This is a genomic window from Clostridium sp. CM041 (genome assembly GCF_055081035.1).
This window is the reverse complement of the sequence record NZ_CM143648.1, coordinates 537968-553581: the sequence shown is the minus strand read 5'-3', so window position 1 is coordinate 553581 and position 15614 is coordinate 537968. Positions and strand designations below refer to the sequence as shown.

Genomic DNA, 15614 nt, shown 5'->3' with positions numbered 1-15614 from the left:
TATATTTAACATTACTTTTAAAGACATTTCAGAAGGAAAGTCTCCCAGTTCTATATTGCAGAGCTCCGCAGGAGATGATTTAATATATTAACTACATATGAATATGTGTCTTTTAAAGGTCCCTTTAGACACCGTACACCGATCATCTATGTGAAAGCCAACGGAAGTAATTTGCTCTTCCATATTATCAAAAGTAATTATTACCATTCTATCCGCTATTCTACGAGTACTACTCATAATGGCTAACTGTTCCTCGGTCGTAATTTGAGTGAATATACCATAAGGAAGATCAACGATGGCCACATTAAATTTATTCGCAATATCATTCATATTACAAATAGTTATTACATCATCATATCCAAAATACCGGAGGTTTGCCTTTGCATTTTCACCAATGTATGGATTTATCTCATAACCTTTAATATTAATATCCATTGAAATAGCTTCAATTAGTACCGTCCCAATGCCACAACATGGATCTACAACGCTGCAATTTAAATTATTAGCTACAGCTATATTAACAAGGGCCCGACATACATTCACCTTTAGTGCATTTGAATAAGAAAAAGGTTTTTTATTGTGCAATAGCCATTCAGAAGCATTGCTCTCACATTCACCAAATATCCAGTTGTTAGCTACTTTTGTTATGCCAAAGATAATTCTGGGATTTTTCATTTCAGCTTCTCCCAGTATTTTAAAGCCTATTTCGAATTCAATCCTACGCCTCTCATGAAAACCAATATTTTCATCAGTAGCATTGATATAAGCAACTTTATAATTTATGCCGGTAAGTTTGTCCATAACAATTTGATCAATGACCTGTTTCATTGTTTCTCCGGTATACATTATAGAAATGCATTTTTTTATAAAAGGACTTCTAGATGGATCCACATAAATATCAGAAAACAAGTGCTTTTCATCAAGGGGTTTATTAAAGAGGCACTTTATTTCCATCTTGCATAGGCTTTCTTCATCACTCGAATAATTAGTTGTGTATAAATACTTCTTTTCATTTTGTGGTAGCTGAAACATTAAAGCACATCCTCTTAAATTATATTGATAGCTTTTAAAAATCCATCAACTTTTTTTTCGTATTCATCTTTGTTCTTCCAATACGCCTCGGCATGCCCTGCACCCGGAGCAATATATATATCTTTGTAGCCCTTCTTTACTGAGTACATTTGGTTACACATAAAAGTAGGTACATAGTCATCTTTTTCACCATGAATAAACAATATCGGAATTTTCACATTAGGTAAGGTAGTTATAGGTGATACATCTTTGAAGTCCCATCCAACTCGAATTTTGCTGATTTTACTTGATAATTTTATGAGTGGAAATCTTTTTATACCGTAATATTTTTCTAATATGTGTTTAAATAAATCTTGTGCATCAGAGTATCCACAGTCATCTATACAAAACTTAATTCTATCATCTATTGCAATATTTTGAAGAACTGTGCCGGCACCCATGGACTCGCCATGCAATCCGACGATGATATCATTTCCTAATTTATTAAACAGCCAATCAGTGCATTTTTTCAAATCAAACTTTTCATAATAACCAAATGAGGTATTTTTACCACCACTTAGACCGTGATTTCTATGATCATAAATAAAGATAGCAAAACCTCTTTTTAAAAACATATCCATATATTTAACAGAGCCATACAAACTCGAAGTTATTCCATGACACAATATTATAGCTTTTTTTGAATTGTTATTTGGAAAGAAGAAACCATGAATTTTATAACCATATTGGGAATCTAGGTATACTTCTTGTTTTTCCAAATTATTAAATTTTTCTATATCTATTTTACCTTGTTCTACTTCATAATCGTATGTGTAATTATATTTTGCAACCCTAGGATATATAATTATACTAGAAAAATGCCACCCTATAATAAAAATAGTAATAATAATTAAAATTAATATAAAAAATGTTATATTTATCATGACAATACCCCCCTCTAAAAAAAAGACCCTTGTATTTTATAATAAGGGCCCTTCAAAATACACAATAAGTTATAATACTAAGATTTCTTTTTAACCTTCAAAACATATATTATGCAAGCAATCCCAGCTAAGATAAACACGGCATAAATCCAAAAGGTTAATGTCATAAAAATATATTCTGACTCGAAATAAATTACAGTAGAGCTTAGAGCAGGGACTACTAATGAATCACCTTTAAATTGTTTTATAGTTTTAACACCTGCTTGTTCTCCATCTACTACAATATTCCACGTTCCTTTCTTAGATAATTTAATGGTTGTGTCTTCTCTATTTGCATTAAAAGCTACTACAATATTCGCCCAAGTATCCATATTTGCACTGTAGTTCATTTCATATGCTACCACATTTTCAGGGACTGTTAAAAAATTAAGGTTTTTCTTTATCATGTCCGCTGAAGACATTCTGAAAGCCGGATGTGCTTTTCTTAACTCTATCAAACCTTTGAAATAATTAACAGTGTTGATGTTTTCTGATTTTCGAGTCCAATCAAGTTTATTTACACTATCAGGAGACTTATAGGAGTTGTTATCGCCACCTTTAGTTCTCAAAAATTCCTGTCCTGATTGAAAGAATGGAATACCTTGGGAAGTAAGAATTATAGCATCTGCCATTCTGTGCATTTTTAATCTTGCTTCATCATTATCTTTTGGGTTTGTTAAAATAAGTTTATCCCATAATGTATTATTATCGTGAGACTCAGCATAAGTAATAGATTGTACAGGGTCAACTTTTTCCCAAGTTTTTATACCACTTGAGTAATCTATACCTCCGACTATTCCCTTTTTAATGTCTGTCTCCGCATTAGTTTTACCATTAACAAATCCCTTAGATTTTACTTCGAATACGCTACCTTTTATTCCATCTTTCATTTTATCATTGAAATGTGATATTCCAGGCATTTTACTGGTATTTTTCTGTATTGCCGCTTTATCTTCTGGAAGAGTAGTCCCAATATTAGAGCTCTCTCCTGTAATGATAATGGAAGGATCTATATTATTTAATTTTTTTCTAACTTCATTCATTGTATTTATATCAATGAGCCCCATATTATCGAATTTAAATCCATCTATATTATATTCTTTTGCCCAATACATTACGGAATCTACAATAAACTTTCTTGTCATTGCATTTTCTGAAGCAAGGGTATTTCCATACCCACTTTCATCTGTGTTGCTACCATCTTTATCGTATCTATAATAATATCCAGGTACTAATTTATTGAAATTAGAATCATAGCTATTGTACATGTGATTATAAACTACATCCATGGTTACCCTTAATCCGTTATCGTGAAGAGATTGTACTGCTTGTTTCAATTCTTTAACTCTAGTGATAGGATTGTATGGATCTGTTGAATAACTTCCTTCAGGTGCATTATAATTTTTAGGATTGTAACCCCAGTTAAATTGTGGCTTTTTTGAAGTCTCATCCACACTAGCATAATCAAATATTGGCATAAGCTCCACATGAGTTACTCCTAGGTCTTTTATATAATCAACACCCGTCTTGGTACCATCAGTTCCCTTTGTCCCAGCTTCAGTAAACGCTAAATATTTACCTTTGTTTTCTATGCCACTATTTGGGTCTATAGAAAAATCTCCAACATGTAGTTCGTATATAATTGCATCATTTAAATTTGTAAAATTAGGTTTTTCACTCGGCCTCCATTTTTTAGGGTTTGTTTCCTTTAAGTCAATTACAGCGCCCTTATCACCATTTACTGACACAGAACGAGCATAAGGATCTACGGCCTCGTTCCAAACTCCTGAAATATTAACCTTATAAGTATAAAATATGTCCTTTTGATCTCCATTTAAGTCAAAGGACCAGGTACCTTTGACACTTTTTTTCATGCTAGATTCATTACCAATTTTATCATCCCATTTTTTATATGTTACAAGCTTTACCTCGGTTGCAGTTGGTGCCCATACCCTAAAGCTTGTTTTATTAGTAGAATAAGTATTACCTAAATCATTTCCTTCATAATAATACATTTTTTCAAAACCAGCACTTCCCATTACATCCCCAAGCACTACGTCCTTTTCTGGAAAACCATCCTTAGAAACCGTAAGTTTTTGACCTAGTTTAACATTTTCACTAAGCTCTAGTTTTGCAACTGTTGTAATACCATTTTTTACTTCATTACTTGTTACTTCTTTTATTTTTACAGACTTACCATCAGCCTTAACTATAATGCCTTCAGTACTTTGCGCAATAAATTGAAATGCTAAGTTTGTTTCTATGCTTATGCTATTCAAGTCGTCTAATTTTGCAACTACAAATTCACCTGAATTATCCAAATCATTTCCAGCAGGTACGACCACCTTTGGAGCACCTGCTTTAGCTTCAGCTACTGAATAGTATACTTTAGGGTCACCTCCATTAATCCAAACTTCTATAGCACCATCATTAAATTTCTCAATAAATCTATTCTCCTCAGTGTCCTTTTCCCCTTTGTCTGTACGTACTATAAACCCTACTTTATTAAATTCACCATCGAATTTAACTTCACATATCTGACCAAATGCATCCTTGCCAGTGTAAGCGAACTTACTTCCCTCTTCGTCATCAGTCAACAACCACATGTTCCATTTTAAATCACTGGTTGGATTTTTAGCATAATGAACAATTATCTTCATCTTACCGCTTTTAGCAAAGGTATGCATGCTTGGGAATTGAAAAAACAACTCTGTTATAACTATAATAGCTGCAAGAAAAATGCTAAATGCCTTACTTTTGTTACTCTGTATATCAAAGTTCATAAATTTCTCCTCTAAAAAAATTATGGTCATCTAATCTATGTACTACCACTTACTATATAAACATTTTTAATCTTAATCCATTATATAATTTTAGAGAGATATATACAAGTAATTTATTACTCTCTTAAATCATCTTCTGCGAAGCTGCGATAGCTCCGCAGGAGATGGCTTAACGCCTTCGGCATGGGCTGTATCCTACTCCACAAGTGAAAAACCGTACACTTTATCTAAAGTGTACGGTTATCATTAGTTTTATTTGTAACATCATCTAAATAAGAAGACTTTTACTTAAATCAACTCCTGCGGAGCTACTCTTTTCATTTCTTATAGCTACATAATTAATCTTGGCTTTCTGAGAATACCTTGTTAATAATATCTACTCTAGAACTACCTATTATATTAGATATTTTTAAAGATATATTACCATCCTTATAAATTCTATCCTCATTTGCATTAACTAATACCATTATTTTTTCTTTTAACTTTTCATATGCAATAACATCATCCAAATAAAAATCCACTAAATCCTTTAAACATGATGCTAATGCTTTTGGGTCCTTATAAACTTTTCTCATACTGTACTCCTTATTATTCATTTTAATGTGTATCTTCTTATTATAGTCTAATATCTTTAAAATTTAAAGATATGTTGAAGGAATTGTAGCTACTTTCTATATAATTACCTTTGAAAATGTATTGTTTACAATTTTAACTAAAGAAATTATACTAATATTAGGCAAGCATGATGTAATTGCTAATTGGAGGTAGTTTATGATATTTTATTTTTCAGGAACTGGTAATTCACTTTATATTGCTAAAAGCATAGCAATTCAAAATAACGAAAATCTAGTTTCCATAGCAGCTACTCTGAAGAAAGATAACGAATCCTATGAATACACATTAAAAGATAACGAGTTAATAGGATTTGTTTATCCTGTTTATGCATGGGGACCACCAAAACAGGTTCTTGAATTTATTAATAAATTCAAATTTATGAACTATAATAATAACTATATATTTACTGTGGCAACTTGTGGAGCAAATATAGGCAATACTGTTCAGATGTTTGATAAAGTCTTGAAAAAAAATAATTTCCATCTAAATAGTGGATTTTCAGTAGTAATGCCCAATAATTATATTATTTTAGGGGATGTTGACACTAAGGAAGTTGAAAATAAAAAACTTTTAGAATCTAAGAAGGTACTAGCTATCATAAACAATACATTAAAGAATAGGCTAAATAATGTTTATCATCTTGAAAAAGGATTGATACCTAGAGTGATGACTTATATAGCAAATCCACTATTTAATAAGCACGCTCTTGACACAAAGAATTTTCATGTCAATGAGAAATGTAATGGCTGTGGGTTATGCGAAAAGGTATGCAACAGCGGAACAATTAAAGTTCAGGAAAAGCCTATATGGGGCGAAAATTGTACCCGATGTTTATCTTGCATTCATTTATGTCCTACTAATGCAATTCAATATGGTAAAAATACAGAAAAGAAAGGCAGGTATAAGAATCCTAAAATTAGGGTTAATGATATGATAATAAATTAACTGTAAAAAACCCTCAATAATTTTATATTGAGGGTTTTTATTGTGCGCCCGGCATGGGCGCAATCTAATGGGTGAAAGTCCCTAGCACTGGTTAATAGTGCCAAGTGCATAGCTTAAGACAAGGGTGTCCATCGTGAGATGGAATCTGAAGGAAGTTGGCGGCCAAACTCCGGTCTGACGAACAGAAACTACATATAAGGCATATGCTTGTGGGTAAGTTTGCAATACAAAACGAAGCCCAAAACTATTCGAAACAAGTGGTGTAAATGTAGCAGATAGATGGAGTGAAAGATTGCGTTCTTACCCGGGGAGATCTGATAGGTAAGTTGTGGATATGAATTTAGAAATAACAACCCATACAGTGATGTATGGCTGAACTATCAGAAGTCAGCAGACGTCATAGTACCATGCAAAACGCGTTAGCGTGGGAAGGACTGAACAATAGGAGGTTTTGGAATTTTGAAGGATACGAGAAAATATGATAAAAGCAGACAACTTCATAAAGAAGGCTCTCTACGAGAGAATAGAGTGGAACTCGAAGGTAATGTAGAAGTGCATAGTATTTCCTCTATGTCAGAAGAAGGAAGAAACGATGTGAATGAATATGATAATGGTTTACTCGAGCAGATATTATCGAGAGATAATATGAATAAAGCATATAAAAGAGTAAAAGCCAATAAAGGAAGTCATGGGATTGATGGTTTGACAGTAGATGAACTTCTACATTATCTAAAAGAGCATGGACAAGAATTAAGGCAATCATTATTAGAAAGTAGATATAGACCTCTAGCCGTAAGAAGGGTAGAAATACCAAAACCTGACGGTGGAATTAGGCTACTTGGAATACCTACTGTATTAGATAGAGTTATTCAGCAAGCGATATCACAAACTCTAATACCAGTATATGAAAAGAAATTTTCTGATAATAGTTACGGTTTTAGACCTTTAAGAAGTGGAAAACAAGCTGTTGAAAAATGTAGGGGATATATTAATGCTGGACATACATGGACGGTGAATATAGACCTTTCTAAATACTTTGATACGATAAATCATGATAAATTAATAAGGATACTATCGGAAGATATTAAAGATAGTAGAGTAATTTCTCTGATACGAAAGTATCTACAAAGTGGAGTGATGATAAATGGGGTATTTATGAATACAGAAGAAGGAGCACCTCAAGGCGGGCCTTTGTCCCCATTATTAAGTAACGTAATGTTACATGAACTCGATGTAGAACTAACAAAACGAGGACTAAACTTTTGTAGATATGCTGATGATGCGAATATATACGTCAAAAGTGAGAAATCAGCAAATAGAGTAATGAAGAGTATTACGAGATTTATTGAGGAAAAGTTAAAGCTTAGAGTGAATAAAGAAAAGAGTACAGTAGATAGACCTTGGAAACTTAAATTTTTAGGATTTTCATTTTACCGGGCAAAAGGTGAATACAGAATGAGAGTTCCTCAAAAACCTATAATCAAATTCAAAGCAAAGCTAAAAGAATTAACTTCAAGAAGTAATGCGATGAGCATGAAATATAGGTTTATGAAACTTAAGCAAGTGATAGTTGGATGGATAAATTATTTTGCTATTGCAGACATTAAAAGTATTCTTAAAACACTTGATGAATGGTTAAGGCGAAGAATTAGAATGTGTTTTTGGAAACAATGGAAAAAGATTAAAACAAAATATGGGAACCTTGTTAAATTAGGAATACCAAACAATAAAGCTTTGCAATATGCAAATACAAGGAAAGGCTATTGGAGAACATCCAATAGCCCTATATTAAACAAAACATTGACCAATAAATACCTTAAAAATATAGGATTAGTTTCTATATCTGAGACATATTTATTAAAACATTAATTTCTATTGAACCGCCGTGTACCGAACGGTATGCACGGTGGTGTGAGAGGTCGCTAAATAAATTAATTATTTAGCTCCTACTCGATTTTAAGCATGAATGGAACTAGATTTACTACTTGACTATTATTCAGCCATCTCTAAAGCTATTTTCATCATATTAGTAAAGGCTTCTTGTCTTTCTTGAGACGTAGTCACCTCATGAGTTACTAAATTATCAGAGACTGTTAATAAACAAGATGCTTTCTTCCCCAATATATTTGCATTATGGAATAGAGCAAATGATTCCATTTCTACGCAAGTACAACCATACTTTTCATAAATATCCTTATACTCATCAAAATTTTCACGATAAAATACATCCGATGAGTGAACTCTATTTTTATGAATTTTTATGCCTAAATCCTCTGCCGTTTTCTCTAACTTACTATTTAAGACAGATGATGCAGCAATTGTATCGGATTCATATCCACTTTGAGTTTTTGCATAAGTGGATTCACTCCAAGCCTCAGTGCAAAGTACTACATCATATAAGTTTAAATCAGCAGTGTAAGCACCACATGAACCAATTCGTATAATATTTTCTACACCATAAAAATTAAATAATTCATATGAGTAGATACCAATACTAGGCATACCCATGCCACTAGCCATTACAGAAATTTTACGTCCTTTATATGTACCCGTGTATCCAAATATATTTCGTACGTTATTAAATTTGGATACATTTTGTAAAAATGTTTCTGCAATAAATTGTGCCCGTAATGGATCCCCCGGCATTAAGACTGTTTTTGCAATAATTCCTTCTTCTTTTACTTCAATATGCGCTGTTGGTATCATATTGAAACCTCCTTATACTTATATTTATTTTTTGAAATATAGTGAACTGTATTCCTACTAATAACAATTAAGGTACATTCATATTATACCAAATTAAAAGTATAAAAAAATGCTATATGCTATTTATTTGACAATATTTTTGATTTAATTTACAAACTCAAGCATATCTAATATATAGATTGTTATTTCGGCTTTTTTACAATATTAATTATTAATGTAGGTTTACATTTTTAAAGGTTTACATAATTACCATTATGTAAACCTATTTTCGTTATATCTCAAATTCTTTTTATTTATTAATTTTTATAATATTAATAATTATTCGTGTATGATATAATTGTATGATAATTAAAATGAATTCTAATTGTTTAGACAATTTAAAATTATAGATTGGAGATATGATACTAATGCATAACGATAAAATTATATCAACTTTTATACCCTCAGTAGCTTCAATTTTACCTGAAACAAATAATGATATTTATTTTTTATTTTACAAGGATGAGTTATTAGTTAAATCTGACGCTAATAAAACAACAATACCTACAATTAGAGATCTAGTAGATTTAAAATTAAATAATATTCAATATCTTGGCTCCATAAATGGTGAAAATTGCTTTTGTGGAGAAATGAATAAAGATGCTATTATCCCAAACAGTATGTGTTTGCTCGACCTTAAATCTTTAACTCACCAGTTACCTAACGAAATGTTTTGGATAGCTGGGAGAGCTAAACAAATAGTAAGCTTTAATAATGATCATAAATATTGTGGCAGATGTGGCACATTAACTCAGAGCGTTGATGGAGAAAGATCTAAAAAATGTTCCAAGTGTGGTCTTGTAAATTACCCTAGGATTTGCCCTGCTATAATTGTAGCTGTTGTAAAGGATGGGAAATTACTTCTTGCTCATAATAATCAATTTCCTAAAGATTTATATAGTGTAGTTTCTGGTTTTGTAGAGGTTGGAGAGACTTTTGAGGAGTGTGTTGTTCGCGAAGTTTGCGAAGAAACAGGAATTACTGTAAAAAATATAAAATATTTTGGGAATCAACCTTGGCCTTTTCCTAATTCTTTAATGATAGGATTTACTTGCGAATACGAAAGCGGAGAAATACAAGTAGACGGAAAAGAAATTGGGCATGCTAAATGGTATAGTTCTACTGAACTACCTTTAACACCTGATAGTATAAGCATAGCTAAAAAATTGATTGACTGGTTTACTGAAAATAATTAAACCAGAAAATATATATTAATACACAAACAAATAGAAGTTAGAATTCTTAATTCACAACGAATTAGATTCTAACTTCTATTTTCCTTAATATATTTAACAATATTTTTTCTCCTTAAACTATATTTTCTTTTTTAAATTTTAATCATTAAATCAGTATAGTGTTACAATCTTAATACTTAATTTATTACGGTTAAATTTAACTTTTGTATTCCTAAGTAATTAATAAAATGGCTTCTTAGCCGATTGCAATGGCAATCATCTTTGAATTCTTAGTTTACGTATAGTTTCTATATATTTTTTATGACCTCTCCCCACTCTATTATATTTTATTGGGGGTATCAAGCTTGTTTAAAGATTTTACTAAATATATGATAAGTTGCGCTTCTTATATTTACAATATAACATGATAATTATAATTTGTCAATAGTTATTATTAATCAATAAAGGAAATTTTATAATTACAATCCATAATTTTGTGTTATAATTTTATTCATATGAAGGAAAATAACAAGTCACCGATTTCGAGAATATTTTCTTGAATTGCTTAATATAAAATAACAATGAAAAGAGGTTTAATGATGAATAAAAAAGAGTTGGCGAACATAAGAAAAGAGTTTAAATTAGATAGTGGCATGATGAAAATCCAGGAAATTTATAGTGTTTATCTAAAAAAAGATAATGTACGAATTGATTATGAGCCAGTTATTCATTCAGAATTTGATTACTTCGATAGAATGGATATGGATAAAAAAGAGTTGTTCTTAGGTAATTTTAAGAAAGTTCTTACCGGTGCTATTGATACTAAAATTTTCGAGTTGAATGTTCAAAATATAGAAGAAGAAAATAATACTCAAGAAATTTTAGGTGGAGCTTTAAAATCAAGTGATAAAAATGAAATTCAAAGCTACATTAATAAGCTTATTGAAAAAATTGCGGCTAACTATAAATATGAAACTGATGTGGTGGTTACTTTCATTAAAGCTGAATACTGGCTAGGCTCTAGCCACAAAAATATGGATGCAAATGAAAGTATCGATGATGCTGTCCAAGCCTTTAATTTTATCCTAGCAAGTGTAAACAAAATAGATATTCCAAAGAGAACCCTAAAATTCGACTACACTGATAAGGAATTTAAAGCAAATTCAGCCCTAGATTCGGTTATTAATCTTAATGTCCCCTTGGAAGGCTTTATGTTTCCTAGCCTCACTAATGGGTATTCAGATATTAATAAAATTTTATATTACGCTTCAAAACCTAAGGAATTAAACACAGCCTTTATTGAAAATGTTCTCAACTGTGCTTTTAAATTTACTGCTGAGGATGAAAAAAATTGCTTTAGTGATATATTAAAATCTATAATTGGAGATAAAATAAAACCTGAACTTATGCAAGATATTTATGCGAATATCCACGAATTTGCGGAGCAAGCTGACGAAGGTGAAACTCCTACTCTTTGCGCTAAAGATATTAAAAATATCCTTAATAACTCTGGTGCAGAGATTATATGCGATATAGAAACTGCTTTTGAGGAAACTTGCGGTAGCGAATATGATTTTAAGATAAACAATATTGTACCTGAATTTAATGCAAAATCCATTAAAATTACTAGTGAAATTGCAAATATTACTTTAACACCTAAGGAACTAAATTCAATTAAACAAGTTAAAAATAAGGACGGTAGAAGATGTCTACTTATTGAAATTGATGAGGATATTGTTATAGAAGGATTTAAATTAGAAACTGAAGAGTTTTAATTCTAACCTTCAGAATAAAAGGAGAATATTAGTGCATCTTAGATGTCACTAATATTCTCCTTTTATTCTATATTTGTTCTTAGGCCTACCAACTTTACCGTATTCCATTTCAACTACAAGTTTTTGTTCTTTCTCTAAATAATCTAAGTATCTTCTAGCAGTAATTCTAGAAACTCCGATATTCTTTGCTATCTGCTCTGATGTAAAAGAATTATCTTTCATGTTAGATATACCCACTAAAACTTTTTCGTAGGTGTATTGATTAAATCCCTTGATGTCACCAATATTCCCATCATATTCTATTACATGTCTATTCTCTTTTATGGTATATTTATCAATAGCTCCTTGCTCCATACTATCAAGGTTTTTAAAACTATTCTTTCTACTTTTAAATTGAAGAAGTGCTTCTTTAAATCTATTGAATATAAAGGGTTTAACTAAATAATCTACTGCACCATATCGAAAGGCTTCTTCAACCGTTTCTGCGTTCCTATCTGCAGTGATTAATATAGCATCACATTTTAAATTTTGGAGTCGTATCCACTTTAATAAATCTATACCCTTCCCTTGAGGAAAAAAAACATCTAATAATATTAATTCAGGTTTCCCACTTAATACAACTTCTTTTGCTTTTTCAATTGAGTTAACGCTATCATATAGTGTAAATCCCTCTATCTTTTTTAAAAATTTTTCGTTGATTTTTGCCACCATTGGGTCATCTTCAACAATAAGAACTTTAATCATATCATCTACCCCTTTTCATTGGTATAAAAATATCCCATATTGTTCCATTTTCTTGTAGAATATTTATATCTCCACCAGCATAATCTATTATTTGTTTTACAATACTAAGCCCAAATCCTCTATTACCAACTTTAGTTGTAAATCCGCGAAGAAAAACACTATCTATTATATTTTCACTAATTCCACGTCCATTATCCTGGATCCTTATTCTAAGTGCTTCATTAGTAGAATTTAATCTTATAAATATTCTACCATTTTCAAATTTCACTAATTCTTCAATAGAATTTTCTATTAAGTTTCCAATAACAGAGCAAATTTCATCTACTGTTATGTTTTCAGGAATTTTATCTATATAAGAATTTGAGTCAATTTCTAAAGAAATCTTTGCTTCTGTTGCCTTGTTATATTTGGCAAGTAAGATCCCTGCTATGTGCGCATTCTTAACTTTTTTATTGAGAATATCAGAAATTTCACCTCGTAGCTTTGATATATGACAAATATATTCAATTACCTCATCATATTCTTCTAATTGTATAAGTCCTGAAATAGTGTGAAGTTTGTTCATAAACTCGTGATTTTGGGCTCTTAATGCACAGGTCATTTTTTTAATTCCCGTTAATTCTTCTGCCATATTTTTAACTTCTGTTAAGTCTTGAAAACTGGATACAACACCTATAATTTCTTCTCTATGATTTTTTAATAAGGTATGACTGCACATAAGGGTTCTATTCTGACGTATTTTAATTTCTTGATTATATACCCCTTCATGAGTCCTCAATACTTCCATCATTTCATCTGTATAATTAAAGTTAAAATTAGCAATCTTTTTCCCTATATCCTCATCTTCTAGTTTTAATATTTCCTTAGCTATTTTATTAAAGAGTATTACTTTACCATCTTTATCAATAGCTAGAATTCCATTTTTTAGATTCTGCAAAATTAAGTCTCTCTGACCTAATAGAAGTGCAATTTCCTTTGGCTCTAGACCAAATATGCTCTTCTTTATTCTATTTGATAAAATGGCTGCAGCAATTATACCCATTAAAAGTCCACCTACTAAAGCTATCTTTAAACAAAACAAATGAAAGCTAAGTTCAGCATACACGGTATCCGTTAATAGACCCACTAAAACTGCTCCTACCTGTTCTCCTTTATAATATATGGGTACGAAGGCTCTTATTGCAGAAATCAGCACATTCCTGTCCTTAGATACATAAGACTCACCCTTTGTAATTACACGTTCTTCTCCACCGTCAGCATATTTTTTGCCTAGCGAATTTCCAAAGGGATAAGAATATTTTATTCCCTTCATATCCATAACAATAATATATTTAAATCTAGTTTTATCTCTGAAACTTTCTATAGTCTTTTGAACAGTTCCATAATCTTTTGAGGTTGCTAACGTTTCTTCAATTATATCAATAGAAGCAATAGTTACAGCTAAATCCATAGCATTATTTCCCATTTGAGTTTCCACAGAATATCGAGCTTGGTAATAAGTAACAACTCCTATACTACCGATCACGATAAATATTATAATGCTCACAAATATTGTTAATCTATACTGTAATTTCAATAACACTCCACCTCATATTGTCATTTTTTAACTTTTGCTTTATTTAACCCATCCTTAATTGCTTTTATGAGCCCATCACTCGTATATGTAGCTCCTGCCACAACCTCAACCTCTGAACTATTGGCTTTAATTACTCTCACTGGGATCTTTTCATAAACTATATTAGCTATTATTGGTATTTCTTGTTGCTCCACTATCTTAATTTCTTTTATTTCATATTTGTCAGTTGCTATTTGCACTTTTATAGGCCCAATATGTCCTTCTGCATTTCCCTCATAGATTCCTTCTTTATAAATTATATTTTTAGAACCACAAGCCACTAGGCTAGTTGCTAAAACTATTGTTAAAGTTAGTCCTAATAATTTTTTCAAATAAGTCTCCCCTCTTGTTATTACCCTTGACCTTCTCTGGAGTAAATATCGGTTATTATAATAAAATCGATTTTGAGCTTCTTCTCATTTCAAGTATACCATTTACTAGTCCATTATAAAACTCTTGAGAATTATTTTAATATTTTTATATCCAAGGACAAAATATCCCCTCTAAAATGTCGATTATAATAAAGAAAAATAAGCCAATTATACTTAGAATTAAAATTCCTGAGTACATTTGTATATAGTTAATTCTCATCCATGAATCCATAATAAAATATCCCATGCCGTATTCAGTTCCGAAATTTTCAGTAAAAAATAAAACCGATATTGCTGTGCCTATGCCTATCCTAAGAGATGTTAATATAGCTTTAAGAATCCCTGGAAAAACAATTTCTTTTATTATTTGAAAATTTGTTGCTCCCAATGAATACATAGGATAAAAAACATCTTCAGGAATATTTTTCACTTCATCTCGTATATTAACTACTACGGGAAAAAAGGTAATTAAAAATATCATAACTATTTTTGTCAAATCTCCTAACCCAAAAATAAGCATTACTATAGGAAGTAATGCAATCTTGGGTATTGGATAATTAAAATATATAATTGGTGAAAATATTAAATCAATTTTTTTAAAGTATCCCATTAAAATACCCACTGGCACACCTATTGCCAATGTAAATAATATACCTACCATAATTCTATTAAAACTGTAAATAACATGGATTGAAATATCCTTATGAAAAGTTCTAAATATATTTATAACTATTGCATATGGTGGTGGAAATAAAGGCTTACTAATAATCATTGCTATTATTTTCCATAAACTAAAAATAATGATAAAAGCAATAACAAAATTAATTATTTTATATTCTTTAAGTCTCATTA

13 protein-coding genes are annotated in these 15614 nt (G+C 30.9%); 4 read left to right on the top strand and 9 right to left on the bottom strand.

Going from position 1 to position 15614, the window contains the following annotated elements; translation table 11 throughout:
- Nucleotides 1–87 precede the first annotated feature (87 nt).
- The 4 genes from ACWJJT_RS02690 to ACWJJT_RS02675 all read right to left on the bottom strand — a co-directional run bounded on the left by ACWJJT_RS02690 (nt 88) and on the right by ACWJJT_RS02675 (nt 5352).
- The gene (locus tag ACWJJT_RS02690) at nt 88–1032 is read right to left on the bottom strand and encodes a TRM11 family SAM-dependent methyltransferase (protein WP_462955980.1); all 945 of its coding nucleotides are present in this window, start codon (nt 1030–1032) and stop codon (nt 88–90) included.
- A 14-nt stretch (nt 1033–1046) separates the two neighbouring features.
- On the bottom strand, nt 1047–1955 hold the full coding sequence (locus ACWJJT_RS02685; protein WP_462955979.1) for an alpha/beta hydrolase: 909 nt from the start codon (nt 1953–1955) through the stop codon (nt 1047–1049).
- A gap of 77 nt (nt 1956–2032) precedes the next feature.
- Nucleotides 2033–4777, bottom strand: a complete 2745-nt coding sequence (gene pulA / locus ACWJJT_RS02680; RefSeq protein ID WP_462955978.1) for a type I pullulanase — start codon at nt 4775–4777, stop codon at nt 2033–2035.
- Between the two features lie 338 nt (nt 4778–5115).
- Nucleotides 5116–5352 (bottom strand): TIGR04540 family protein, encoded by a 237-nt coding sequence (locus ACWJJT_RS02675; protein WP_462955977.1) that lies wholly within the window; start codon nt 5350–5352, stop codon nt 5116–5118.
- Between the two features lie 196 nt (nt 5353–5548).
- Between ACWJJT_RS02675 and ACWJJT_RS02670 the strand changes: the two genes are divergently transcribed.
- Both ACWJJT_RS02670 and ltrA read left to right on the top strand, forming a co-directional pair.
- Complete coding sequence (locus tag ACWJJT_RS02670) at nt 5549–6337, top strand: EFR1 family ferrodoxin (RefSeq protein ID WP_462955976.1); 789 nt, start codon at nt 5549–5551, stop codon at nt 6335–6337.
- 459 nt (nt 6338–6796) lie between these two features.
- Entirely contained in the window at nt 6797–8206 is a 1410-nt protein-coding gene (gene ltrA, locus ACWJJT_RS02665; RefSeq protein ID WP_258280593.1) for a group II intron reverse transcriptase/maturase, read from the top strand.
- Between the two features lie 123 nt (nt 8207–8329).
- On the opposite strand, the gene deoD is transcribed toward ltrA, so the two are convergent.
- Entirely contained in the window at nt 8330–9043 is a 714-nt protein-coding gene (gene deoD, locus ACWJJT_RS02660; RefSeq protein ID WP_165412790.1) for a purine-nucleoside phosphorylase, read from the bottom strand.
- A 407-nt stretch (nt 9044–9450) separates the two neighbouring features.
- On the opposite strand from deoD, the gene nudC reads away from it, so the two are divergent.
- Nucleotides 9451–10278: an NAD(+) diphosphatase gene (gene nudC / locus ACWJJT_RS02655; RefSeq protein ID WP_462955975.1), complete on the top strand. Its 828-nt coding sequence runs from the start codon at nt 9451–9453 to the stop codon at nt 10276–10278.
- Nucleotides 10279–10853: 575 nt separating this feature from the next.
- Entirely contained in the window at nt 10854–12032 is a 1179-nt protein-coding gene (locus ACWJJT_RS02650; protein WP_462955974.1) for a DUF4317 family protein, read from the top strand.
- Nucleotides 12033–12080: 48 nt separating this feature from the next.
- Here ACWJJT_RS02650 and ACWJJT_RS02645 read toward each other — a convergent pair whose 3' ends face one another.
- The 4 genes from ACWJJT_RS02645 to ACWJJT_RS02630 form a co-directional block, all read right to left on the bottom strand.
- Nucleotides 12081–12776, bottom strand: a complete 696-nt coding sequence (locus tag ACWJJT_RS02645) for a response regulator (RefSeq protein WP_462955973.1) — start codon at nt 12774–12776, stop codon at nt 12081–12083.
- A gap of 1 nt (nt 12777) precedes the next feature.
- Entirely contained in the window at nt 12778–14352 is a 1575-nt protein-coding gene (locus ACWJJT_RS02640; protein WP_462955972.1) for an ATP-binding protein, read from the bottom strand.
- Between the two features lie 20 nt (nt 14353–14372).
- A complete protein-coding gene (locus ACWJJT_RS02635; RefSeq protein ID WP_462955971.1) occupies nt 14373–14723 on the bottom strand; it encodes an FMN-binding protein in 351 nt (116 codons plus the stop codon).
- Between the two features lie 145 nt (nt 14724–14868).
- Nucleotides 14869–15612: an ABC transporter permease gene (locus tag ACWJJT_RS02630; RefSeq protein WP_462955970.1), complete on the bottom strand. Its 744-nt coding sequence runs from the start codon at nt 15610–15612 to the stop codon at nt 14869–14871.
- Nucleotides 15613–15614 lie beyond the last annotated feature (2 nt).

Excerpts from the sequence above, each read along its gene's own strand:
- ACWJJT_RS02675 (WP_462955977.1), bottom strand. The coding sequence starts at position 5,352 with ATGAGAAAAGTTTATAAGGACCCAAAAGCATTAGCATCATGTTTAAAG.
- nudC (WP_462955975.1), top strand. The coding sequence starts at position 9,451 with ATGCATAACGATAAAATTATATCAACTTTTATACCCTCAGTAGCTTCA.
- deoD (WP_165412790.1), bottom strand. The coding sequence starts at position 9,043 with ATGATACCAACAGCGCATATTGAAGTAAAAGAAGAAGGAATTATTGCA.
- ACWJJT_RS02650 (WP_462955974.1), top strand. The coding sequence starts at position 10,854 with ATGATGAATAAAAAAGAGTTGGCGAACATAAGAAAAGAGTTTAAATTA.
- pulA (WP_462955978.1), bottom strand. The coding sequence starts at position 4,777 with ATGAACTTTGATATACAGAGTAACAAAAGTAAGGCATTTAGCATTTTT.
- ACWJJT_RS02670 (WP_462955976.1), top strand. The coding sequence starts at position 5,549 with ATGATATTTTATTTTTCAGGAACTGGTAATTCACTTTATATTGCTAAA.
- ACWJJT_RS02690 (WP_462955980.1), bottom strand. The coding sequence starts at position 1,032 with ATGTTTCAGCTACCACAAAATGAAAAGAAGTATTTATACACAACTAAT.
- ACWJJT_RS02645 (WP_462955973.1), bottom strand. The coding sequence starts at position 12,776 with ATGATTAAAGTTCTTATTGTTGAAGATGACCCAATGGTGGCAAAAATC.
- ACWJJT_RS02630 (WP_462955970.1), bottom strand. The coding sequence starts at position 15,612 with ATGAGACTTAAAGAATATAAAATAATTAATTTTGTTATTGCTTTTATC.
- ACWJJT_RS02685 (WP_462955979.1), bottom strand. The coding sequence starts at position 1,955 with ATGATAAATATAACATTTTTTATATTAATTTTAATTATTATTACTATT.